The following is a 23,328-nucleotide window of genomic DNA, read 5'->3' as shown; positions in this document are numbered from 1 at the left end:
GTATTTTGAGCGAAGTCGCCCTGCCAGGATCTATGCAGAGAGGGAAATCGGGTATGGTGACGGAGAATTCACAGAGTATTAAACATAACTGTTCAGGTAGAATTCGGTAAGCCAGAATTAACATGATTAATCCTTACCATTATTTATACGTAAAGGTAAGTAAATCATAACGATAACCCATATAAAAATGCCAATAATTTTTATGGACCAGGGTTCAAACAAGGCGAAACAGGCGAGGATTCCTGCGCTCAGCAATGGTCCGGATAATAGGTCAAGTACTCCATCCAATAGACGCATTTTCGTGGGTAAAAACCTGCTTACGATAGAAACGATAATATAAATAATCCCTACGATGATAATAACGGCAAGGGTTTTATCTTGCCATGAATCGAATTAGAACAAGCAAATTAAACATAAGGTAGCCACATAACCGCTAAGAATTATATTTATTATCGGAATAGTAAACTTACTCATATCATTATGCCTCGGTAGTTTTATTTACATTATTGTTATGAATGTTTTCTTTACCAGATATAGCACTCAATCACTACATTATGTCTTCCTGGTACATTACTACTAACGGCATGATATTTATTTTATCTGAAAATAGACTTTATACGGTAGTCATCTTTATTCTTCGTGATTCCCCTGGAGTACGATAAGCAAGCAAATCATTGAGGGAAGAAGGGGGACTGATGGATACAGTAGAGGAACTCAACGGAACATACTTTTATAAAGGGGTCTGTAACATTTCTGCAGGTGAGCTATTTTTCTGGATCTTCCTCGATAAAATTGATGAACAATTTGGGGGAATTAAAGATGTGGTAACAATGTCATGTATCATTCTTGGGTTACCATTGCTGAAAACACGGGGTAAACCATATGGGGCAACACAAGGCACATCAATTGCCTCCAAATATTCTCGTGAGTTTCTTAACGTAACATTGTCCGTCAGGCTTCCTACCATCACCAATGCCAGTATCAAATATTTAAAACCAATGATGACTAACAATCTTGGGGCATTCGTTGGACGAACAATTCCTGTGATTGGTTGGGCATTACTCGCAAGTGATGTCGCCCAAATTGTCTATAAAACGGTGAATACCTACAACACCATTGCCAGAGAGGAAGATCGCGTATGGTGACTGATAACGAGGTATTAGAATTTTTTCGGGGAGAGTTATCTCTCGCGGTAACGTTTACTTTCAAGCCTATCCCGATTGAACTTGATACGCCGCTGCAAGGTTACGCTGAATGGGATGAATTACCGTATGCCATTGAAGATTTTGGAGAGAAATATAACGTTGATGTTTCAGTCATTGATTTCGAGGCCTATTACCCGTGGGAAAGAGAGTCGGTCTATCGAAAGTGGTTTACCAAAGAACCCATCAAACAAGTGTCAAAACCGCTTACTGTGCGTATGTTCGCAGAATCAGCCAGAGCAGGTCACTGGTTATATGATTGATTACAAGGAGTTTTAAAAATGGCTGTACCCGTTCATTTATTTTTAAAAGATGATGGTGGCGCGATGATTCGTGGAGGTTCAGATGTCCGGGGACGTGAAGGCAGTATTGAGCTCCGTGGTCTGACACATAACCTTAGCATTCCAACAGATGGTGCCACCGGGAAGCTAACCGGCACACGCCAACATGGCCCATTTCTATTTGACAAAGAGATCGACTCCTCCAGCCCATACCTTTACAAAGCAGTTGCGACAGGTCAGACACTTCAAAGTGCGGAACTTAAGTTCTATCACATAAACGACGCAGGCCAGGAAGTGGAATATTTTAATACCCTACTTGAAGGTGTAAAAGTTGTATCAGTGACACCAATCGTGCATGACACACGTACGGTAACGGGAACCGGGCATTTGGAAAGCGTACAACTGCGCTATGAAAAAATCACCTGGTGTATTGTAGATGGCAATATTCAATATACCGACGCCTGGAACGAACGTACTACGGCATAACAAAGATGGCGCAATAACCCCTAATAAAGGCGCCACAGGCGCCTCAAGGACACTCTTACCCCTTCAACGTTTTCCCCGCAATCACCGCGATAAACTCCAGCACCTGTTTTTGTTTGCGTGCTGACAGCTTTTCTACTTTGCGCAGCGATTTCATCAGCGCTGACTCTTCGGGCTGGGGCGTTTGGGCGGTGAGCACGATGCAACCTTGCATTACGCGCACATCAACGCGGGTGCCGGTGTCGAATCCGGCGGCTTTAAGCCACTGGCCCTTCATCACGATGGACGGAAACTGAACGTACTTCACCGGCAGACGGCTGTAATCAGGATAACGGCTCGCATATCCCACCTTCAGGCGACGGTTATCTGCGGCGTGCACTTCTTGATCAAATGAAACTGCAATACAATGCGTATCAGTCATGATGGCTATTCTCGTGAAATAGTTACTGTGATTAGCGATGCGCAGGTGTTGGCGCACCTTCGCATCGCGCTAATAAAACCCCTGTAAATTACGCCAGTAAACTGGGGGAAGTCCAGATGTAAATAAGATGAAATAAGCGCGAATAGCACGCTTTCGGAATAAATAGAAAACGCCTTCACCCCAATAAATCCGGTATTATTCACCGTATAAATCCATTCCCCTCCAGTCCGCCAAATACGGCCATTTCCAGAAAATAGCGCTCCTCTGCATCAGGCCAAAAATGCGATCTAACTCACTGAAGCAAATAGCAAACTCTGAAACAACACCGTTTTGTACACTTTGCTTTACACTTTTAGTGATGTAAATCACAAATGTCACTCCATGAAGTGATCCGACTCTCACAAAATGAGGTGTACTCATTCAGCAATACATTACGAGCACAGCCTGGAAAGTTAAGTTTTCAGTATTTCCACTCTCCGCAGACACACTACGATGAATGGCAAATCGAAACGCAAAAAAAAACTTGTTGAATATTAACGGGTAAAAAAAAGGCGTGTGATTTGCATCACTCACATTTACAGCTTTTTAAATTATTGCCAGTGATTAATGTTGACCGGGCTATTTCCATAATCAATCAAATCTTGCATAGTGCCTCCACATTATTTCTCCCCCTGGCTCAGGAGGCGAATAGTTATATTTCATCAGACTTTATTGATGAACCAGGTATGATTTACTTCACATTAATACGTACATGACCACTGTTACTGGAGAAACAAAATGAATTATCCGGCAGAACCCTTCCGTATTAAAAGCGTTGAAACTGTATCTATGATCCCGCGTGATGAGCGCCTTAAGAAAATGCAAGAAGCGGGTTACAATACTTTCCTGTTAAATTCGAAAGATATTTATATTGACCTGCTGACCGACAGTGGCACCAACGCAATGAGCGACAAGCAGTGGGCCGGAATGATGATGGGTGATGAAGCGTACGCGGGCAGCGAAAACTTCTATCATCTGGAAAGAACCGTGCAGGAATTGTTCGGCTTTAAACATATTGTTCCGACTCACCAGGGCCGCGGCGCAGAAAACTTATTATCACAACTGGCTATTAAACCAGGGCAATATGTTGCTGGTAATATGTATTTCACTACCACCCGTTATCACCAGGAAAAAAATGGTGCGGTGTTTGTCGATATCGTTCGTGACGAAGCGCACGATGCCGGTCTGAATATTGCGTTTAAAGGTGATATCGATCTTAAAAAATTACAAACGCTGATTGATGAAAAAGGCGCAGAGAATATTGCGTATATTTGCCTGGCGGTGACGGTTAACCTCGCGGGCGGCCAGCCGGTCTCGATGGCGAACATGCGTGCGGTGCGTGAACTGACGGCAGCACACGGCATTAAAGTGTTCTACGACGCTACCCGCTGCGTGGAAAACGCCTACTTTATCAAAGAGCAAGAGCAGGGCTTTGAGAACAAGAGCATCGCCGAGATCGTGCATGAGATGTTCAGCTACGCCGACGGTTGCACCATGAGTGGTAAAAAAGACTGTCTGGTGAACATCGGCGGCTTCCTGTGCATGAACGATGACGAAATGTTCTCTTCTGCCAAAGAGTTAGTCGTGGTGTACGAAGGGATGCCATCTTACGGCGGTCTGGCCGGACGCGACATGGAAGCCATGGCGATTGGCCTGCGTGAAGCCATGCAGTACGAGTACATCGAGCACCGCGTGAAGCAGGTTCGCTACCTGGGCGATAAGCTGAAAGCCGCTGGCGTACCGATTGTTGAACCGGTGGGTGGTCACGCGGTATTCCTCGATGCGCGTCGCTTCTGCGAGCACCTCACGCAAGATGAGTTCCCGGCACAAAGTCTGGCCGCCAGCATCTATGTGGAAACGGGCGTACGTAGTATGGAACGCGGAATTATCTCTGCGGGCCGTAATAACGTGACCGGTGAACACCACAGACCGAAACTGGAAACTGTGCGTCTGACTATTCCACGTCGTGTATATACCTACGCACATATGGATGTCGTGGCTGACGGCATTATTAAACTTTACCAGCACAAAGAAGATATTCGCGGGCTGAAGTTTATTTACGAGCCGAAGCAGTTACGTTTCTTTACTGCACGCTTTGATTACATCTAAAAAATAGTTATGGCCCCATCACATGATGGGGCTTTTTTGTATTCCTTTTCCATGAACAGGAAGCCTTTGCGGTGCTCGTTACCGTGACATAACTAAAAAAAAGTAAACCCTGACTCCGACATTTTTATTATCCGCATGATGTACAAATGACAGCTGTAATTATAACGAATAGTCTACAGGAACATTTATCATGGATATTAATGCCATTGAGCGACAGAGTAGTACCCCCGGACTGATTAGCGGAACCATGTTGGTTATCGCAACCGTAGTGGGTGGCGGGATGTTCTCCCTGCCGATTGCGATGGCCGGCGTATGGTTCCCCGGTGCGTCTGTTATTCTTCTGTTTATCGCCATCATGATGTTATTAACCGGTCTGATGCTGGTTGAAGTTAATCTGCATTATGGTGCCGGTGCCAGTTTTAATACCTTTACTCAGGATTTATTAGGCCGTAAGTGGAATATCGTAGTCGGTATCGCTTTCGGCTTTGTGCTGTATATTCTGACCTATGCCTATATTTCCGGATCGTCAGCGGTGATGGCGCAAACCGTGTTCAAATACAGCGGCGTGCGCTTTCCGGCGAATATCTCGGTGGTGATCGTCAGTATGCTAGTCGGCGCGATTGCCTGGTACAGCTCCTTGCTGGTTGGACGCATCACTACCGTGTTGATTATCGGTAAGTTTATCGCGTTCTTTGCTACTTTCTCCGGGCTGGTTGGTCATATTGAAGTGGCGAAACTTGTCGACAGCGTGGCGGTGGCGCTGCCCAACTCACAGTACCTACCTTACATTCTGATGACGCTGCCGTTCTGTATTATCTCGTTTGGTTTTCACGGTAACGTGCCGAGCCTGGTCAAGCTGTATGGCAAGAGTGGGGTCCCGAATATCACGCGTTCGATTATCATCGGTACGCTGTTTGCCCTGCTGCTGTACATCTTCTGGCTGGGCGTCACGATGGGTAACATCAGCCGTTCCGCGTTCCCGCCAATTATCGCCAAGGGCGGCAATATCGATGTGTTTGTCGAGGCCATCAGCGAGCTGTTCACCAGCCGGTATATGGATCTGATCCTGACCTTCTTCGGCAACTTCGCAGTAGCCAGTTCTCTGCTGGCGGCGACGCTTGGCTTGTTCGATTATATCGCCGACCTGTTTCACTTCCCGGATGACGGCATGGGCCGCCTGAAAACCGCGCTGGTGACCTACTTTCCGCCAGCCGCCGTGTGCTTCTTCTTCCCGAACGGTTTTGTGCACGCGATTGGCTACGCCGGTCTGGCCTTTACCATCTGGAGCGTGATCCTGCCGCCGTTCCTGGTGAAAGCCGCGCGGAAACGTTTCCCGACCGCCAGATATACCGCGCCTTGTAATAACACCGTGCTTAACCTGGTGATTGTCTGTGGGGCGGTTGTCTATCTGACGGTTGTTCTGGACGTATTTGGTCTGCTGCCAACGTTTCGTTAGACGGAGTCAAAATGAAAAACGTGTTGTCTGTTCAGTCGTCAGTCGTTTATGGCTATGCCGGAAATAAAGCCGCTGTGCTGCCGATGCAGCTTTCGGGGATCGATGTCTGGCCGTTTTACACCGTACAGTTTTCCAACCACACCCAGTACGGGATGTGGCAGGGCATGGCGATGCCGCACGGCGAGCTGAGTGCCATCATCAGCGGGCTGGATGACCTGCAAAAGCTGGCGCAATGCGATGCCGTGCTGTCCGGGTATCTTGGAGATAAACGTCATTGTGAAGAGGTGAAGCACGCGGTCACCACCATTCGTCAGCGTAATCCGCAGGCGCTCTATTTTTGCGATCCGGTGATGGGCGATCCGCAAAAAGGCTGCATTGTCGCGCAGGGCGTAGAGTCCTTTTTTGTCGATGATGCCATTCAACTGGCCGACATAATGGGACCGAATCTCTATGAGCTGGGCGTGCTGACGGGCAGACAACTGCGTGGTTTTGACGAGGTGGTGGAAGCTGCGCAACAGCTGGTGGCATGGGGGGTGAAAAAGGTGCTGGTGAAGCATCTCGGCGACTGCTCACGGGACAAACAGTCGTTTGAAATGCTGCTGGTGACGCCGGAACAGACGTTACACATTGCCCGGCCGCTGTATACCTTTGCCAAAATGCCGGTGGGCGTTGGGGATCTGATTTGCAGCGTGATGCTGGCCTCACTGCTCAATGGTTATGAGGATAAGCAGGCGCTGGAGCGGACCACCAGTGTCGTCGATGCGGTGATGCGACTGACAAAAGAGCATGATTCGTATGAACTGCGGCTGATAGATGCGCGTCACCAGATAATGGATCCGCAAATTCTCTATCGGGCAGCGGTACTGTAGCGCCGCAGGGAGGCTTTATGTTTCTGACATTGCTGCGATTTCAGCATCCGCTGGTCTACCGTTTTGCGTGGCTTCGTCTGTGGGTGGTGGTGTTAAGAGCATGCGGTCTGCGTAAGAGAAAGGGGTGAGCATTTTACGCTGCTGTTGCTGCCGGATGCGGCTCGCGCCTTATCCGGCCTATAAATGAGCGTGAAACGCAAGCCTACAAATGAGTGTGAAATGTAGGCCTGATAAGCGAAGCGCCATCAGGCATAAGTGCCAGGTATTACACGCGGAAGTAGCGTGGTGGAATCAACGCGGAAAAGGCGTCGAACTTCTTCACCATCTTTTTCCAGAACAACATAACAACAATCCTCGATTTGAAACATCGGCGCTATTTTAGTCAGCGCCGACAAATCGTAAAGCCTGTCGCCTTGTTCCGTTTCTGGGGTGGTGTAAACCTTTTTGGTCACTGTGTCGTCAAATACGATTGCCGCGAATTTGACGGGGTTGACAATGGTTTACGCCATAAACCAGTAATAAAAGAGACCGACTTTCAGGCCAAGGATCACAATGTAGGCACAGCAGTATTTCATGGTGCCAGACATGATCTGATTGGCCTGACCGTCCATTTTGGTGGCAGAAACCGCGATGGCGATGCTTTGCGGCGAAATCATTTTGCCCCCCGTAGCGCCAGAGGTATTGGCCGCCGCCAGCCAGTTGGGATCGATATGTAACTTGCTGGCAGCTATGGTTTGCAGCTTGCCGAACAGAATGTTCGAGTTGGTATCGCTGCCGGTAACGAACGTGCCCAGCGCGCCAATCACCGGGGCGAGGAAGACGTACGAGCTGCCGGTCAGATCGACAATCGACTGCGCCAGCGTGGAGATAATCCCGCTGAGATCCATCACCGTGGCCAGCGCGACGATCGCCATAATTGCCACGATAGAGTTTTTAAGCTGGAAAATCGTTTTGATAAATACTTCCAGCATCCCGCGTGCGGACGCTCCCTGAATAAAACCGCCGATAATGGTCGCAAAGATAATCAGCATCCCTGGTGTGGTCACCCATTCAACTTTCAGTGCCATCGTTTTGCCGTCAGCCAACGTGAAATGCAGCACAGAAGCCAGTTGGGACGCCGCACCTTTTATTGTCGGGAACAGCGGTGAACATAGCAGGATAAACACAAAAATAAACAGATAAATAGAGCCCACGCGGAACAACACTTTTGCCGAGCGCGGCGTGGTTTCGCGGGTATGGCTGACCTCAATGCGCCACTCGGGATCGGTTTTCCCTTTGCGCAGGCGACTGACCATCGCCACGGCAAACAGGCTGACCAGGCTACCGGCAAAGGCGGGTAATTCCGCGCCAAGATGGATGGCGACAAAATATTGTGGAACCAGCGTGGAAATGCCGCAAATCAACGTGATCAGAAATACGCCGCGAATGGCTTTCAGGCCACCGCCAATAATGCAGACAATCACAAACGGCAGCAGGATATTAAACAACGCGAGCTGCAAAATAATGGTTCCGCCTAAGGTATAAACCGGCAGATTAACCTGTTCAGCCAGAATAGAAACCGGGATCCCGACCGCGCCGAATGCGGTGGGAACGGTATTTGCCACGAGAGAGGCAATCGCCGCCTTCAACGGGTTGAATCCCAGCGCAATGAGAATGCCGATCGGAATAGCGACCGCCGTGCCATAGCCCGCTGCGGCTTCAAGAAATCCACCAAAACACCATGAAATCAGCAGCACCTGAATACGCTTATCTTCGCTAATGCTGGCGAGAATATCGCGCAAAATATCCAGCGCTTTGGTCGCCTGCATGACGTTATAACTGAAAATAGCGCCGAGGATCACAATCACGATCGGCCATAGTCCCTTCAGTGCGCCATACCCTATCGCGGCTTTCAGATTTTGTACGGGCATTTCCCAGAATATTGCCGATAGTGCAGCGGTGAATACCAAAGAGATCAGTACGGAATAATGGATGGGCATTTTTAATTTCAGTATTAAAAATACCATCAGCAGCAAAGGAGAGAGTGCCAGAGCAAACATTAAATATTCGTGCATTACAATTCCCGATTTACTTTTTTAGACTGAACTATATTTAGGGGGAAGGAAGCTACCTGAATAATAAAATAAAAAATGCAAACTGAATCGCTTCAGTGAAATAAAGTTATAAAGGTTAATAATTGTATAAATAATGTTATTTTTTTATTAAATATGAATAACCACTAAATATTACAACACCCATTAGAGTTAATCATTAATAGGTATGGGATGATCTTTGCAATAAATGAAATAAGTGTTTTGGCATCCCCTCAAAGGGCGAGGTATGAATTATATGGCGGTGGTAATTTCATTAAAAAAATGTGAGCGGTACCGAAAGAAATAAAATGGGGTATTGCATGTGGATATTGATTGAGGGAATATTCTGTTTTGTCATACAAATGAACTTATAGCCATTTTCACTGGCCCTGATATAAGGAGCGGAGAGCCGCCCTCCATGAAACATACTGATAATAAGACCTTTTTGACGACTCTTACCCAATTGGTTGGCCCTGCTCATATCCTCACCGAACCGTCAAAAACTGCGCGTTACCGTAAGGGATTCCGCTCGGGTCAGGGTGATGCTCTGGCGGTGGTTATCCCCGGCTCTTTGCTTGAACTCTGGAAAGTCCTTAGCGCCTGCGTTGAGGCCGATAAAATAATCCTGATGCAGGCGTCGAACACTGGCCTGACCGAGGGTTCGACGCCAAATGGTAATGACTACGACCGCGAGATCGTCATTATCAGCACGCTGCGGCTGGACAGTCTGCATGTGCTGGATGAGGGCAAGCAGGTGCTGGCTTATCCGGGCACCACGCTGTACTCGCTGGAAAAGGCGCTGAAGCCGTTTGGCCGTGAGCCGCATTCGGTGATCGGCTCTTCGTGCATCGGCGCGTCGGTTATCGGCGGTATCTGTAATAACTCGGGCGGTTCTCTGGTCCAGCGAGGCCCGGCTTACACCGAGATGTCGCTGTTTGCCCGCATTGATGAACAGGGACGCTTGCAGCTGGTCAATCACCTTGGCATTGAGCTAGGTCAGACGCCAGAGCAAATCCTTGCCCGGCTGGATAACAATGCGATTGAAGCCGCGCTCGTCAACCATGACGGGCGTCACGCGCACGATCACGACTATGTTAGCCGCGTGCGGGACATCAATGCCGACACGCCAGCACGTTACAACGCTGACCCGGATCGCCTGTTTGAATCCTCTGGCTGCGCGGGCAAGTTAGCGGTGTTTGCCGTACGTCTGGATACCTTTGAAGCCGAGAAGAACCAGCAGGTCTTTTATATCGGTACCAATCAGACTGATGTCCTGACCGAGATTCGCCGCCACATCCTGGCGAATTTTACAAACCTGCCGGTAGCTGGGGAGTATATGCACCGCGATATCTATGATATTGCAGAGAAATACAGCAAAGATACCTTCCTGATGATCGACAAACTTGGTACGGACAAAATGCCGTTCTTCTTCAACCTGAAGGGGCGTACCGAGGCCATACTTGAGAAAGTGAAGATTTTTCGTCCGCACTTTACCGACCGCGCTATGCAGGCTTTTAGCCATCTGTTCCCGAGCCATCTCCCGGCGCGGATGAAAACCTGGCGCGATAACTATGAACACCATCTAATGCTGAAAATGTCCGGTGAGGGTGTGGCCGAAGCCCAGGCATGGTTAACGGACTATTTTAAATCGGCCGAGGGCGCGTTCTTTACCTGTACCGCGGAAGAGGGCAGTAAGGCGTTTCTGCATCGTTTTGCCGCTGCGGGCGCTGCCATTCGTTATCAGGCCGTTCATTCCGATGAGGTTGAGGATATTCTCGCGCTGGATATTGCATTACGCCGTAATGATACCGAATGGTATGAGCATTTACCGGCAGAAATTGACAGTCAGTTGGTGCATAAACTCTATTACGGTCATTTTATGTGCTATGTCTTCCATCAGGATTATATCGTTAAAAAAGGCGTAGATGCCCACGCGTTAAAAGAACAGATGCTGGAATTACTGCGCCAACGCGGAGCGCAATATCCGGCGGAACACAATGTCGGTCATCTGTATAAAGCGCCGGAAAATTTGGCACGTTTTTATCAGGAAAATGATCCGACCAACACTATGAACCCAGGTATTGGTAAAACCAGCAAACAGAAAAACTGGGCATGAAATATGAATGAACATTTGTTTGATATCGCGATATCAAGCGTAATAAACAGAAATGAAGCAATGGAGTAGTTATTGTGAATGTAAATTTCTTTGTTACCTGCATTGGTGACGCACTGAAATCACGGATGGCACGAGACTCCGTATTGCTGCTGGAAAAACTGGGGTGTCGCGTGAATTTCCCCGAGAAGCAAGGGTGTTGCGGTCAGCCAGCCATCAACAGCGGTTACATCAAAGAGGCGATCCCTGGGATGAAAAACCTGATCGCCGCGCTGGAAGACAACGACGATCCGATTATCTCCCCTGCGGGCTCCTGCACCTACGCGGTAAAAAGCTACCCGACGTATCTGGCCGATGAACCGGAATGGGCGCTACGTGCTGAGAAAGTTTCCGCGCGTATGCAGGATCTCACCTCCTTTATCGTCAACAAACTGGGCGTGGTGGACGTTGGCGCCAGCCTGCAGGGGCGCGCTGTGTATCATCCTTCCTGTAGCCTGACCCGCAAACTGGGGGTGAAGGAAGAGCCGCTCACGCTGCTGAAAAACGTGCGCGGACTGGAGCTGCTGACGTTTGCCGATCAGGACACCTGCTGCGGCTTTGGCGGAACGTTCTCGGTCAAGATGGCCGAAATATCCGGTGAGATGGTGAAAGAGAAAGTCTTACATCTGATGGATGCAAAGCCGGAATATTTGATTGGCGCAGACGTCAGCTGCCTGCTGAACATTGGCGGCCGACTGCAACGGGAAGGCCAGCCGGTCAAAGTGATGCATATTGCTGAAGTGCTGATGAGCCGCTGAGGGGAAAGAGATGTCGATAAAAACCAGCGATGTAGAATTTAAACTGCGCATTCGTCAGCAGATAGAAGATCCGATCATGCGCAAAGCCGTGGCTAATGCGCAGGAGCGTATCGGCGCAAATCGGCAAAAAATGGTCGATGAGTTAGGCCACTGGGAAGACTGGCGCGATCGTGCCAGCCAGATCCGCGATCACGTTCTGAGCAACCTCGACGCTTACCTGTATCAACTCTCCGAGAAAGTGACGGAAAACGGCGGGCACGTCTATTTCGCCAAAACCAAAGAAGATGCCACTCGCTACATTTTGCAGGTTGCGCAAAGTAAAAATGCGCAGAAGGTGGTGAAGTCCAAGTCGATGGTGACCGAAGAGATCGGCGTCAACCATGTGCTGCAGGATGCCGGAATCCAGGTGATCGAAACCGATCTCGGGGAATATATCCTGCAACTGGATCAGGATCCTCCTTCGCACGTCGTGGTCCCGGCGATTCATAAAGATCGCTATCAGATCCGCCGCGTGCTGAACGAACGTCTGGGGTATGACGGCCCGGAAACCCCGGAAGCCATGACCTTATTCATTCGTCAGAAGATCCGTGAGGATTTCCTCAGTGCCGAAATCGGTATTACCGGCTGTAACTTTGCCGTGGCGGAAACCGGCTCGGTGTGTCTGGTGACCAACGAAGGCAACGCGCGCATGTGCACCACGCTGCCGAAAACGCACATTGCGGTGATGGGCATGGAGCGTATCGCGCCGACCTTTGCCGAGGTGGATGTGCTGATCACCATGCTGGCGCGCAGCGCCGTGGGCGCACGTCTGACGGGCTACAACACCTGGCTGACCGGCCCGCGTGAGGCGGATAACGTTGACGGACCGGAAGAGTTCCATCTGGTGATTGTCGATAACGGTCGCTCGCAGGTGCTGGGCTCAGAGTTTCGCGATGTGCTGCGCTGCATCCGCTGCGGAGCCTGTATGAACACCTGTCCGGCGTACCGTCACATCGGCGGACACGGCTATGGCTCTATCTATCCTGGACCTATCGGCGCGGTGATTTCTCCGCTGCTCGGCGGCTATAAAGATTTTAAGGATCTGCCGTACGCCTGTTCTTTATGCACGGCCTGTGACAGCGTCTGCCCGGTGCGCATTCCTCTGTCAAAACTGATCCTGCGTCATCGCCGGGTGATGGCCGAGGAGGGCATTACGCCGAAAGCCGAGCGACGGGCGATCAAGATGTTCGCCTATGCCAATAGCCATCCGGGGCTGTGGAAAGTCGGGATGATGGCGGGCGCGCATGCGGCGAGCTGGTTTATCAATGGCGGCAAAACCCCGCTCAAGGTTGGCGCGATTGGTGACTGGATGGAGGCGCGCGATCTGCCTGATGCTGACGGCGAGAGCTTCCGCAGCTGGTTTAAAAAACATCAGGCGCAGGAGAAAAAGAATGGATAACCGTACCGCGTTTTTAAACACCATCGCCCAGGCGCTGGGTCGCCCGCTGCGTTTCGAACCGCAAGCGGATGCCGCGCCGGTTAACAACTATGCCAACGAGCGCCTGACCGAGCTTAGCCCGCAGCAGCGCTGCGATGCGTTCATCCAGTTCGCCAGCGAAGTGATGCTGGCTCGCTGCGAGCTGACTCGCGAGGACCTGGCCGCAGACGCGGCGTTACGCCTGTGCGAAGAATTGGGTCAGCAGCCGGTGGTGCTGAGCGGCGACAGCCGGCTGGTGGAGCTGGGTATCACCGAACGCTTGCAGCAGGAATGCAACGCCGTGGTCTGGGATCCGGCGCGTGGTAGCGAAAATATTACCCAGGCCGAGCAGGCGAAAGTCGGCGTAGTGTATGCCGAATATGGCCTGACCGAGTCCGGCGGCGTGGTGCTGTTTTCCGCACCGGAGCGCGGGCGTTCCCTGAGCCTGTTGCCGGAGTCCTCGATTTTCGTGCTGCGTAAAAGCACCATCCTGCCGCGCGTGGCGCAGCTGGCAGAAAAACTGCATCAGAAAGCACAGGCCGGTGAGCGTATGCCATCGTGCATTAATATCATCAGTGGACCCAGCTCGACGGCGGATATTGAGCTTATCAAGGTGGTTGGGGTACATGGCCCGGTGAAGGCGGTGTATCTGATTATTGAGGATTGTTGAGGCAGGATGGAAAACCGCTCTGGCGCTATAGGCCAGAGCGGTATCGACGTTATGCAATCATGCTGATGATCAACACGATAATCAGGCCAACCACGGAGTTCACCAGCTCCAGCAGACCCCAGGTTTTCAGCGTATCCTTCACCGACAGGTCAAAGTAGCCTTTGAACAGCCAGAATGAAGCATCGTTAATATGGGTCAGGGTGTTGGAGCCCGCCGCTGTTGCCAGTACCAGCAACGCCGGGTCGACGCCCACCAGTTGACCGGTTGCCGGGTCGAGGATCGCTGCGCTAATAATCCCCGCCGCCGTCATGGCGGAGACCACGCCCTGACCCGTTGCCAGACGAATCAGTACGGTTATCAACCACGCCATAATGTACGGAGAAATGTTGCCGTGTGACATCAGCATGCCGATGGTATCGCCGATGCCGGTATCGATAATGGTTTGCTTCAGTACGCCGCCCGCGCCGATGATCAGGATCACCATGGCGATGCTTTTCACCGCGTTTTCAAAGGCGTTCATTACCCACTGCATGTCATGACCGCGCGCGGTACCAAACAGCACGAAGGCGACAACCATGGCGATAAACATTGCAATCGGCGAGGAGCCTAAGAAGTTGACCACTTCCCACGCCTGCGTCCCTTTCACCAGCCAGATGTTGGCGATGGTGGTGGAGATCATGATGATCGCCGGGATCAGCGGCACCAGGATAGAAACTCCGAAGGACGGCAGGTTGTTCTGGTCAACCGGTACGTCGGCCTTCATGAATGACGGCGTTGGACGATCGAGGTTGCCGAGGAATTTCGGCAGAATAAGCCCGGCGCAGATCACGCTCGGAATGGTCACCAGGATACCGTAGATGTAGACCATGCCCATGTCAGCGCCGTAGGCGTTAACCAGCGCGACCGGACCCGGCTGCGGTGGGAACAGTGAGTGAGCGGTGGTGGCGGCGGCAACCGCAGGAATCGCCAGCTTGAGGAACGGGATCTTCGCTTCCGCGGCAATGACGATCACCAGCGGTGCCAGCATAATAAACGCCACTTCATAGAACATCGCCAGGCCGAAGATCAGACCAATAATGATCACCGACAGCTGCACGTAACGTAGACCGAGTCGCGCCAGCAGCTTATGGGCAATCTGATGCGCCGCCCCGGAGTCAACCATCAGCTTACCGATGACTGCCCCGAATACCACGATAATCGCCAGCTCACCCAGCGTGCTGCCAAAGCCGGATTTCATGGTATGCAGCAGTTCCATTAAATCCATTCCCGCCAGCATACCGACCGAGAGTGCCGCCAGCAGCAGGGCGACCATCGAGTTTATTTTGAATCTTAAATTGAGCACCAGCATCAGGCCGATGCCGAATACAACCCACAGAATATTGAGAACGTGCATATAACGTCTACCTTACTTTGGTTGAACTATTATGATTTTGGTTGAGATGTTACATATATTGGTCAACCTATGATGCGATGGATGTCACATTGCGTTACATGTTTACATTAATACTGGGTTGTCTGGACGTAAAAAGGCGATCTAATCAGCAGGTATCGTGATTTGGTTAACCAATTTAGCGTTTCAGGTTGACATGTAATACCAAAAGGAGGAATTTATGTGCCATATCGTCGAGTCCATAACGTAAATGAGGAATAAAACATGGAACAGACATGGCGCTGGTATGGTCCTAACGATCCGGTCACCTTAGCGGATGTACGTCAGGCGGGTGCTACGGGCGTTGTTACCGCCTTGCACCATATCCCGAACGGGGAAGTGTGGACGGTTGATGAGATCCTAAAACGCAAAGCCATTATTGAGCAGGCGGGCCTGGTATGGTCGGTCGTCGAAAGCGTACCGATCCACGAAGACATTAAAACCCGTTCCGGCAACTATCAGCAGTGGATTGCCAACTACCAGCAAAGCCTGCGTAACCTGGCCGAGTGCGGCATTCGTACCGTGTGCTACAACTTTATGCCGGTTCTCGACTGGACCCGTACCGACCTGGAATACGTCCTGCCGGACGGCTCCAAAGCGCTGCGTTTCGATCAAATTGAATTTGCCGCCTTTGAGCTGCATATCCTCAAACGCCCGGGCGCGGAGGCGGACTACACCGCCGAAGAGATTGCGCAGGCGCATGAACGCTTCACCACCATGAGCGAAGAAGACAAAGCACGTCTGACCCGCAATATCATCGCCGGTTTGCCGGGCGCGGAAGAGGGCTACACGCTCGACCAGTTCCGCCAGCATCTTGAACGCTATAAGGATATCGATAAAGCTGCGCTGCGTGAGAATTTTGCCGTCTTCCTGAAGGCGATTATTCCTGTAGCAGAAGAGGTCGGTGTGCGCATGGCGGTACACCCGGACGATCCGCCGCGCCCAATCCTTGGCCTGCCACGCATTGTTTCCACCGTGGAAGACATGCAGTGGATGGTCGATACGGTCAACAGCATGGCGAACGGTTTCACCATGTGTACCGGCTCCTACGGCGTTCGTGCGGATAACGACCTGGTCGACATGATCAAACAGTTTGGCCCGCGCATTTACTTCACCCATTTGCGCTCCACGCTGCGTGAAGATAACCCGAAAACTTTCCATGAAGCGGCGCATCTTAACGGCGACGTCGACATGTACGAAGTGGTGAAAGCGATCGTTGAGGAAGAACAGCGCCGTAAAGCCGAGGGCAAAGAGGATCTGATTCCTATGCGCCCGGACCACGGTCACCAGATGCTTGACGACCTGAAAAAGAAAACCAACCCAGGTTACTCCGCGATTGGTCGCCTGAAAGGCCTGGCGGAAGTGCGTGGCGTTGAGATGGCTATCCAGCGCGCTTTCTTTAGCCGCTAAAGCAGTGTTGCCGGTCGCCTGTCTGGCCGGCTTTTTTCTTTTCTCTCCGTTGGTCTTTCCGACGGGATCTGGAGTTCACGATGACAACGACAATTGCCAATAGCAACCTGCCGGTTGCACGCCCTGCATGGAACAGCTCTCGTCTGCAATCCCGCATTGTTCACCTGGGATGCGGCGCTTTTCACCGCGCGCATCAGGCGCTGTACACCCACCATCTGCTGGAAACCACCGACAGCGACTGGGGTATCTGTGAAGTTAACCTGATGCCGGGTAATGACTGCATACTGATTGAAAACCTGCGCAAGCAACAATTGCTGTATACCGTGGCGGAAAAAGGCGCGGACAATACCGTGCTGAAAGTGATTGGCTCAATGAAAGAAGCCCTGCACCCGGAGCTTGATGGCTGTGATGGTATTTTACAGGCCATGGCGCGCCCGCAGACGGCAATTGTCTCGCTGACGGTCACGGAAAAAGGCTACTGCACCGATGCCGCCAGCGGCCAGTTAGATCTCAATAACCCGCTGATTAAACACGATCTGGCGAATCCGGCCGCGCCGAAGTCGGCGATTGGTTACATCGTACAGGCGCTGCATCTGCGTCGTGAGCAGGGACTGGCGGCCTTTACCGTGATGTCCTGTGATAACGTGCGTGAAAATGGGCATGTGGCGAAAGTCGCGGTGCTGGGCCTGGCGCAGGCGCGTGACCCGCAGCTGGCGCAGTGGATTGAAGCAAACGCCACTTTCCCGTGTACCATGGTAGACCGCATTGTTCCGGCGGCAACGCCTGAAACGTTGCAGGAGATTGCCGACCAGTTGGGCGTTTACGATCCGTGCGCTATCGCCTGCGAACCGTTCCGCCAGTGGGTGATTGAAGACAACTTTGTTAACGGTCGTCCTGATTGGGACAAAGTCGGCGCACAGTTTGTTGCCGACGTAGTACCGTTTGAAATGATGAAACTGCGCATGCTCAACGGTAGCCACTCTTTCCTCGCTTATCTGGGCTATCTTGGCGGTTATGAAACCATCGCTGACACCATGACCAATCCAGCGTACCGCAAAGCGGCGTTTGCACTGATGATGCAGGAGCAAGCGCCAACGCTGTCGATGCCGGAAGGTACCGATCTCAGTGCCTACGCGACGCTGCTGATCGAGCGTTTCAGCAACCCGTCTCTGCGCCACCGTACCTGGCAGATTGCGATGGATGGCAGCCAGAAACTGCCGCAGCGCCTGCTGGATCCGGTGCGTCTGCATCTGCAAAACGGCAGCGGCTGGCGTCATCTGGCACTGGGCATCGCGGGCTGGATGCGCTACACCCACGGTGTGGATGAACAGGGGCAAGTCATTGATGTTGTCGACCCAATGCAGGCCGAATTCCAGCGCATTAACCAACAGTTCCAGGGAGCCGAACGGGTGACGGCGCTGCTGGGGTTAAGCGGCATTTTTGGTCACGATCTGGCGGAAAACGCCGATTTTGTGGAAACGATTATCGCGGAGTATCAACAGTTGTGTGAACACGGCGCACGCGAGTGCGTTGCAGCGTTAAGCGCTGACGCATAACCTCCCAGGTATGACGGGTCAATCAAAATACTAATTTGGTTGACCCGTTTTCTGTTTTTGGCTTCCCGCAAATGCTATAGTTCAGGCGAAAAAAACGTTATTGGTAGGCCGGATAAGGTGTGCGCAGTCATCCAGCCTCCGGATTCTGAATTGACGCATCTGACGGACATAACACGATGAAATCAAACACTTCTCAGCAAAGACCCTACCAGGAAGTGGGTGCAATGATCCGCGATCTGATTGTCCAGACGCCGTACCTGCCTGGTGAGCGCTTACCTCCGGAGCGTGAAATCGCCGAGAGGCTCAATGTCACTCGCACGGTGGTGCGCGAAGCGTTAATCATGCTGGAAATTAAAGGTCTGGTGGACGTGCGTCGTGGTGCCGGGATCTACGTACTCGACAATGCAGAAGCACAGACTATCGACAGTTCGGATGTGAATCATTGCAATGATGCAGGCCCGTTTGAGCTGCTACAGGCGCGACAGCTGCTGGAAAGCAACATCGCCGAATTTGCCGCGCTGCAGGCCACCCGCGAAGATATCGTCAAAATGCGCCAGGCGTTGCAGCTGGAAGAGCGGGAGCTGGCCTCCAGCGAACCCAACGGTTCTGAAAGCGGTGACATGCAGTTCCATCTCGCTATCGCCGAGGCCACGCATAACAGCATGCTGGTGGAGCTGTTCCGCCAGTCATGGCAGTGGCGCGAGAACAACCCGATGTGGATCCAGCTTCATAGCCATCTCGATGATACCCACTATCGTAAAGAGTGGATGGGTGACCACAAGCAGATCCTGGCGGCGTTAATCAAAAAGGATGCTCGCGCGGCCAAGCTGGCGATGTGGCAGCATCTGGAAAACGTCAAACAGCGCCTGCTGGAGTTTTCAAATGTTGATGACATCGACTTCGATGGCTATCTGTTTGACTCCTGGCCGCTGGATAAAGTTAACGCTTGATTTTACCACCTCTCACGCGGGCTGTTGCGGCCCGCTCGGCATTGCATAACAACCTTTCTTTTCACGTCTTAAACCTCATGTAAAAAATGGTTTCCATAGTCTTCAATGATCATTTTTTTCGCCGCCCCTGTGTGATGTAAATTGATTTTCATCAATTAAAAACAACTTATTTTTGCTTGCGAAAAAATGCGCTATTTACCTTATTTTTACCTTTTTGTGCTTATTTTTAGACAATACAGGTCTGTATTAAGTGAGAATCAAAGTGATTTCCGCTGCAGATAGTGCAGGGCCGCCTGGCATAACAGCGCATAAAAACTGGTGGTTTGCGTAAAAGTAGACATTAATAATGGCATGTAACTCATTGTCTGTAGTGATGTTTTGATTGAGCATTATTATTAATGTGAATGATTTGTGGCTTTTTAATCATATGAATAAAAACGGATATATGTAAAGCTAACATTACACATTATTCTATAATCAAGTTATCTTTCATTTGAAATAACGTTCCAGTTTTTTGTTCTTTATTAACAGTTTCATTACTATTGTGACTGTATTTTGCCGTTGACATGTTTTTACACTGACTGCATATTTCATCGCCATAAGCGTGTTTGCGTTCAGGAGATGATTATGCCCTCTCGAGATTACCCTGATATCCGAAAAGCCAGGGGAACCCGATCAAAAGATATGGTTCTATTAAGTGCCCGTGTCGATACTTCTCTATGGGAATATGTTCGGACGCTGGCATTTGAAACTCGTAAAAGTAAACAAGACATTATTGCCGAGGCATTAATGTTGCATCGCTCTATTAATGAGAGCACAAGCGAAGAATCTAAGTAATTACTCTCTGTTCGGGTTTTCTTTAAAACCCAAAATTGAAACAGGTCTTGCCACTTCATTATTGCCTTTATTGGTATATTTTTTCGGTGTGTTATTGGTGTTTCCCCTTATCTGGAGGGGACTTTTTTATGTGGGCATCCCGCCTTCATAACAAAGTTGATAGCAAAATTCACAATTAAAAGTGAGTAATAACATGAAAAAGTCAGTAGTGGCATTAGCTGTAATGGCATTAGGGGTAACCTCCGTTCATGCAGCGGAAATTTATAATAAAGATGGCAACAAACTGGATCTGTACGGCAAAGTAAAAGCGGTCCATTCCTGGACTGACGGCAATAACGCCGATGAGACCTACGCGCGTCTGGGTTTTCGCGGTGAGACACAAATCAACGATCAACTGACCGGTCATGGCCAATTTGAGAGTCAGTTTGATGCCTCTAAAGCAGAAGGTTCTCAGAATGGCGTTAAGACACGTCTGGCGTTTGCTGGCCTGGATTACGGCCATGACGTTAGCTTTGACTACGGTCGTAACTACGGTATCGCTTACGACGTGGGAGCTTACACTGACACTCTCTCAGAGTTCGGCGGTGACTCCTTTGAAGATGCTGACCGCTTCCTTACTTCACGCACTTCTGGCGTTGCAACACTCCGTACCAAAAATCTGTTTGGTGCCGTTGATGGTTTGAGCGTTGGTGCGCAATTCCAGGGTAAAGGTGATGCGAACTCGGAAGACCCAGCGAAGCCTAATTTGACTAAGCAGCACGGTAACGGCTACGGCTTCTCCCTGGGCTATGATAATATCGCGGATTCTGGTGTTTCTGCCATTGCGGCCTATACAAAAAGCTCAATTACCGCGGCCCAAAAGAAAGGCAATACAGACGGTATATGGGATGGTGAAAACGCAGAGTTCTGGGGCGCAGGCCTTAAGTATGATGCAAACGCAATCTACGTTGCGACCATGTACGGCGAATCCCACAACCTGCTCCTGAATACGCGCGAAAAAAATTCTCAGGGTGTCCCTCAGGATGCGGACAAAGCGCAGCACTTTGAAGCGATGGCGGCCTATGTGTTTGATTTTGGTCTGCGTCCGAACGTGGGCTACGTCCATACGCGTGACAACAACAATAACGATCTGACCGAATACGTTGCGCTGGGCACAGACTACTACTTCAACAAAAACATGGTTGCTGATGTGGGTTACAAAATTAACCTGCTTGATGGCAAAGACGGCGACAATCAGGTTGTTGCGGGTCTGACCTATCAGTTCTAAGTAGTTATACTAGTACGAAAAAGGCGTCTTGGTTAAGACGCCTTTTTTACATTTGCTGGAGTTTAAACCGGCTGACTCTCTTTCATCTGTACACCGTTAAACAGCCATTGCCAGATGCCCACTTTTACCCATGCGACCACGCAGAGGATCAGATAAAAAAGCGGATTATGGGTAATGGTAACGCGCATGACTTCCATTAAATCCACATGCAAATTTCCGGCAATTGCCATATTGATAACAAAAATAGAGGCTACCGCGCTGGCCAGTAAAATAAGTATGGCATGTAACTTTGTTATCTCCGGTAACTTGCCAGAGGCCCATTGCCATAAGAATGTTGTTGATAACAGGAAGATAATAAACAATCCCAGTGCGCCAAATAAGCCAAAGTCTTTATAATCCTTTAGCGTGCTAATTAAACTCGCTAAAATAATTAACCCCAGTAGTATTTTTTTAAACCACGACATGTGCCTTTCCCGAAGATGGTGTTGATGTTGAATTAATATGTCCATTTTTACGCATTTTAAATTGAGTTTATAAATGAACATCTGGGGATTATAAATTGTCTGGCGGGTAATTGCCGATTATTTGCGGTTTATTAAATGCTGACATTTAATTGCGGACTAATCCGAATATATCTTCTTTAGACGTTAGCCGGTTATACCCTTTTGGGCGAGGCGAAACGCTGTTTGTATAATTGCGTGAGGCTGATAAGTGCCGCAATAAACAACGCGACCGCGCCGCACACCGTGGCGTTAACGATCGCCTGTGCGCCGCTTCCCAGCAGGCTGGTTAATAGCGGACCAAGTATTTGCCCAATGCCGTAAGTCAGAGTGACCAGGCCCAGCAGATTAATATTGCGCGGTACGCTAAGTTGTCGGGCAAGCGGCATCACCAGTGAAGTGGTTCCCATAAACGTTGCGCCAAACCCCATGCTGCTTATCACCAGCAGCGGCAAGGAGCCGCTGGCGAGCGTCATGACCACGCAGGCGCTTTGAATCAGCAAATTCACCGTCAGGCATTGCAATACACCCCAGCGTCGGGCGGCCCACAGCCAGGCGAAACACCCCGGAATTATCGATATGCCGACCAGCGACCAGAGATGGGCAGTCAACAGCGGCGAACCGGCACTTTTCGCCATCAGCGGCAGGTAGGTGGCGACAATGATGTAGCCAAATCCGGCCAGCCCGTACAGTAGCGCCAGCAGCCACCAGGACATAGGCTGATACTCTGTTTTTACCGGGGCCGCAGCGGGGAGCATGTGGTCGCGAGATGGCAGGAGTATAACCAGTAGCACGAAGAACAGAGCCGAGGCTGCCGCTGCGCCCAGCCAGAGCGTGTGCGATGAAAGCGCAAAATGCAGACCGATAATGACATATTCATTGCCCAGCAAAATGCCTGCACCAACGCCGGAGAACAACGCCGCGATCACGAAGGGATGCCGGGTATGATGCAGAACGATCATTGAGCCAAAGATCATCATACCGGCACTGGCGACGCCTGCCAGAAAGCGGATCAGCATCACCAGCGCGGGCTGCGTAAAGCTGGCCATCGCCAGAATCAGCCCTGCGGTAGCGAGCGCGGACGTTAGCAGCATCGGGCGTAAGCGTGAGGGAAGATGGAAGAGCCCGAAGGAGAAGAGCAGGCTTCCTGCCAGATACCCGGCGTAGTTGGCGCTGGCAATCCAGGAGAGTTGGTCAAACGTAAATAGACCTTCCGACAGCAGCACTGGCAGCATTGGTGTATACAGAAAGCGCCCAATTCCCATACCCAGTGTTAAGACCAGCATGCCAAAAAGCGCGACGCTGATGGCATGACGATTTGAATCTGGGCTTCCCTGGGACATACGGACTCTCATTTCGCGCTGTTAGCTGATAATTGTTATATTACATGCGTAAATGATAATGAAAAGTA

The 23,328-nt window shown here is 50.6% G+C and carries 20 protein-coding genes; 15 read left to right on the top strand and 5 right to left on the bottom strand.

Going from position 1 to position 23,328, the window contains the following annotated elements:
* The first annotated feature begins 695 nt into the window (after positions 1–695).
* From OGY06_RS22300 to OGY06_RS22290, 3 genes are read left to right on the top strand one after another with little or no spacing between them, the layout of a single operon-like run.
* Positions 696–1,145, top strand: a complete 450-nt coding sequence (locus tag OGY06_RS22300; protein WP_003830103.1) for an STM2901 family protein — start codon at positions 696–698, stop codon at positions 1,143–1,145.
* Positions 1,139–1,465: a DUF1493 family protein gene (locus OGY06_RS22295; protein WP_003830102.1), complete on the top strand. Its 327-nt coding sequence runs from the start codon at positions 1,139–1,141 to the stop codon at positions 1,463–1,465. The genes OGY06_RS22300 and OGY06_RS22295 overlap by 7 nt, the downstream gene beginning before the upstream one ends.
* A gap of 18 nt (positions 1,466–1,483) precedes the next feature.
* Positions 1,484–1,969 carry an Hcp family type VI secretion system effector gene (locus OGY06_RS22290; RefSeq protein WP_003830101.1) on the top strand — a complete coding sequence of 162 codons (486 nt, stop codon included), beginning with the start codon at positions 1,484–1,486 and terminating at the stop codon, positions 1,967–1,969.
* A 55-nt stretch (positions 1,970–2,024) separates the two neighbouring features.
* On the opposite strand, the gene symE is transcribed toward OGY06_RS22290, so the two are convergent.
* Positions 2,025–2,387: an endoribonuclease SymE gene (symE, locus tag OGY06_RS22285; RefSeq protein ID WP_003830100.1), complete on the bottom strand. Its 363-nt coding sequence runs from the start codon at positions 2,385–2,387 to the stop codon at positions 2,025–2,027.
* A gap of 777 nt (positions 2,388–3,164) precedes the next feature.
* On the opposite strand from symE, the gene OGY06_RS22280 reads away from it, so the two are divergent.
* From OGY06_RS22280 to pdxY, 3 genes are all read left to right on the top strand, one after another.
* Complete coding sequence (locus tag OGY06_RS22280; RefSeq protein WP_003830098.1) at positions 3,165–4,535, top strand: tyrosine phenol-lyase; 1,371 nt, start codon at positions 3,165–3,167, stop codon at positions 4,533–4,535.
* Between the two features lie 190 nt (positions 4,536–4,725).
* On the top strand, positions 4,726–5,991 hold the full coding sequence (locus tag OGY06_RS22275; protein ID WP_126957743.1) for an aromatic amino acid transporter: 1,266 nt from the start codon (positions 4,726–4,728) through the stop codon (positions 5,989–5,991).
* Between the two features lie 11 nt (positions 5,992–6,002).
* Positions 6,003–6,860, top strand: a complete 858-nt coding sequence (gene pdxY / locus OGY06_RS22270) for a pyridoxal kinase PdxY (protein WP_126957745.1) — start codon at positions 6,003–6,005, stop codon at positions 6,858–6,860.
* A 500-nt stretch (positions 6,861–7,360) separates the two neighbouring features.
* Here pdxY and OGY06_RS22265 read toward each other — a convergent pair whose 3' ends face one another.
* Positions 7,361–8,914, bottom strand: coding sequence for an L-lactate permease (locus tag OGY06_RS22265; RefSeq protein WP_079937197.1), 1,554 nt, complete (start codon positions 8,912–8,914; stop codon positions 7,361–7,363).
* A gap of 436 nt (positions 8,915–9,350) precedes the next feature.
* Between OGY06_RS22265 and dld the strand changes: the two genes are divergently transcribed.
* The 4 genes from dld to OGY06_RS22245 all read left to right on the top strand — a co-directional run bounded on the left by dld (position 9,351) and on the right by OGY06_RS22245 (position 13,968).
* On the top strand, positions 9,351–11,048 hold the full coding sequence (gene dld, locus OGY06_RS22260; RefSeq protein ID WP_191221870.1) for a D-lactate dehydrogenase: 1,698 nt from the start codon (positions 9,351–9,353) through the stop codon (positions 11,046–11,048).
* A 74-nt stretch (positions 11,049–11,122) separates the two neighbouring features.
* A complete protein-coding gene (locus tag OGY06_RS22255) occupies positions 11,123–11,842 on the top strand; it encodes a (Fe-S)-binding protein (RefSeq protein ID WP_001102107.1) in 720 nt (239 codons plus the stop codon).
* A 10-nt stretch (positions 11,843–11,852) separates the two neighbouring features.
* Complete coding sequence (locus OGY06_RS22250) at positions 11,853–13,280, top strand: LutB/LldF family L-lactate oxidation iron-sulfur protein (protein WP_003830092.1); 1,428 nt, start codon at positions 11,853–11,855, stop codon at positions 13,278–13,280.
* Entirely contained in the window at positions 13,273–13,968 is a 696-nt protein-coding gene (locus tag OGY06_RS22245; RefSeq protein ID WP_003830091.1) for a LutC/YkgG family protein, read from the top strand. Before OGY06_RS22250 ends, OGY06_RS22245 begins: the two co-directional genes overlap by 8 nt.
* 49 nt (positions 13,969–14,017) lie before the next feature.
* Here the strand turns inward: OGY06_RS22245 and gntP are convergent, their stop codons facing one another.
* Complete coding sequence (gene gntP / locus OGY06_RS22240) at positions 14,018–15,361, bottom strand: gluconate permease GntP (protein WP_286605965.1); 1,344 nt, start codon at positions 15,359–15,361, stop codon at positions 14,018–14,020.
* A gap of 261 nt (positions 15,362–15,622) precedes the next feature.
* Between gntP and uxuA the strand changes: the two genes are divergently transcribed.
* The 5 genes from uxuA to OGY06_RS22215 all read left to right on the top strand — a co-directional run bounded on the left by uxuA (position 15,623) and on the right by OGY06_RS22215 (position 21,417).
* Positions 15,623–16,807, top strand: coding sequence for a mannonate dehydratase (gene uxuA / locus OGY06_RS22235; RefSeq protein ID WP_003830090.1), 1,185 nt, complete (start codon positions 15,623–15,625; stop codon positions 16,805–16,807).
* An 80-nt stretch (positions 16,808–16,887) separates the two neighbouring features.
* Entirely contained in the window at positions 16,888–18,363 is a 1,476-nt protein-coding gene (locus OGY06_RS22230) for a fructuronate reductase (RefSeq protein WP_149335442.1), read from the top strand.
* 176 nt (positions 18,364–18,539) lie between these two features.
* Entirely contained in the window at positions 18,540–19,313 is a 774-nt protein-coding gene (gene uxuR, locus OGY06_RS22225; protein WP_032934226.1) for a Uxu operon transcriptional regulator, read from the top strand.
* A gap of 627 nt (positions 19,314–19,940) precedes the next feature.
* Complete coding sequence (locus OGY06_RS22220) at positions 19,941–20,150, top strand: hypothetical protein (RefSeq protein ID WP_003830087.1); 210 nt, start codon at positions 19,941–19,943, stop codon at positions 20,148–20,150.
* 193 nt (positions 20,151–20,343) lie between these two features.
* On the top strand, positions 20,344–21,417 hold the full coding sequence (locus OGY06_RS22215) for a porin (protein WP_286605964.1): 1,074 nt from the start codon (positions 20,344–20,346) through the stop codon (positions 21,415–21,417).
* 62 nt (positions 21,418–21,479) lie between these two features.
* On the opposite strand, the gene OGY06_RS22210 is transcribed toward OGY06_RS22215, so the two are convergent.
* Positions 21,480–21,881 carry a hypothetical protein gene (locus OGY06_RS22210; protein WP_286605963.1) on the bottom strand — a complete coding sequence of 134 codons (402 nt, stop codon included), beginning with the start codon at positions 21,879–21,881 and terminating at the stop codon, positions 21,480–21,482.
* A gap of 191 nt (positions 21,882–22,072) precedes the next feature.
* On the bottom strand, positions 22,073–23,260 hold the full coding sequence (locus OGY06_RS22205; RefSeq protein ID WP_003830081.1) for an MFS transporter: 1,188 nt from the start codon (positions 23,258–23,260) through the stop codon (positions 22,073–22,075).
* Positions 23,261–23,328 lie beyond the last annotated feature (68 nt).

The sequence above is a fragment of the Citrobacter sp. Cpo147 genome (assembly GCF_030332405.1).
GTDB lineage: Bacteria > Pseudomonadota > Gammaproteobacteria > Enterobacterales > Enterobacteriaceae > Citrobacter > Citrobacter portucalensis.
This window is presented reverse-complemented; position numbering and strand designations above follow the sequence as displayed.

What these genes read in the sequence shown, in the direction of transcription:
- pdxY (WP_126957745.1), top strand. Translation starts at nt 6,003, where the DNA reads ATGAAAAACGTGTTGTCTGTTCAGTCGTCAGTCGTTTATGGCTATGCC.
- OGY06_RS22250 (WP_003830092.1), top strand. Translation starts at nt 11,853, where the DNA reads ATGTCGATAAAAACCAGCGATGTAGAATTTAAACTGCGCATTCGTCAG.
- OGY06_RS22210 (WP_286605963.1), bottom strand. Translation starts at nt 21,881, where the DNA reads ATGTCGTGGTTTAAAAAAATACTACTGGGGTTAATTATTTTAGCGAGT.
- OGY06_RS22205 (WP_003830081.1), bottom strand. Translation starts at nt 23,260, where the DNA reads ATGTCCCAGGGAAGCCCAGATTCAAATCGTCATGCCATCAGCGTCGCG.
- OGY06_RS22230 (WP_149335442.1), top strand. Translation starts at nt 16,888, where the DNA reads ATGACAACGACAATTGCCAATAGCAACCTGCCGGTTGCACGCCCTGCA.
- symE (WP_003830100.1), bottom strand. Translation starts at nt 2,387, where the DNA reads ATGACTGATACGCATTGTATTGCAGTTTCATTTGATCAAGAAGTGCAC.
- uxuR (WP_032934226.1), top strand. Translation starts at nt 18,540, where the DNA reads ATGAAATCAAACACTTCTCAGCAAAGACCCTACCAGGAAGTGGGTGCA.
- OGY06_RS22215 (WP_286605964.1), top strand. Translation starts at nt 20,344, where the DNA reads ATGAAAAAGTCAGTAGTGGCATTAGCTGTAATGGCATTAGGGGTAACC.
- OGY06_RS22280 (WP_003830098.1), top strand. Translation starts at nt 3,165, where the DNA reads ATGAATTATCCGGCAGAACCCTTCCGTATTAAAAGCGTTGAAACTGTA.
- OGY06_RS22275 (WP_126957743.1), top strand. Translation starts at nt 4,726, where the DNA reads ATGGATATTAATGCCATTGAGCGACAGAGTAGTACCCCCGGACTGATT.
- OGY06_RS22300 (WP_003830103.1), top strand. Translation starts at nt 696, where the DNA reads ATGGATACAGTAGAGGAACTCAACGGAACATACTTTTATAAAGGGGTC.
- OGY06_RS22265 (WP_079937197.1), bottom strand. Translation starts at nt 8,914, where the DNA reads ATGCACGAATATTTAATGTTTGCTCTGGCACTCTCTCCTTTGCTGCTG.
- OGY06_RS22290 (WP_003830101.1), top strand. Translation starts at nt 1,484, where the DNA reads ATGGCTGTACCCGTTCATTTATTTTTAAAAGATGATGGTGGCGCGATG.
- dld (WP_191221870.1), top strand. Translation starts at nt 9,351, where the DNA reads ATGAAACATACTGATAATAAGACCTTTTTGACGACTCTTACCCAATTG.
- OGY06_RS22245 (WP_003830091.1), top strand. Translation starts at nt 13,273, where the DNA reads ATGGATAACCGTACCGCGTTTTTAAACACCATCGCCCAGGCGCTGGGT.
- OGY06_RS22295 (WP_003830102.1), top strand. Translation starts at nt 1,139, where the DNA reads ATGGTGACTGATAACGAGGTATTAGAATTTTTTCGGGGAGAGTTATCT.
- OGY06_RS22220 (WP_003830087.1), top strand. Translation starts at nt 19,941, where the DNA reads ATGCCCTCTCGAGATTACCCTGATATCCGAAAAGCCAGGGGAACCCGA.
- uxuA (WP_003830090.1), top strand. Translation starts at nt 15,623, where the DNA reads ATGGAACAGACATGGCGCTGGTATGGTCCTAACGATCCGGTCACCTTA.
- gntP (WP_286605965.1), bottom strand. Translation starts at nt 15,361, where the DNA reads ATGCACGTTCTCAATATTCTGTGGGTTGTATTCGGCATCGGCCTGATG.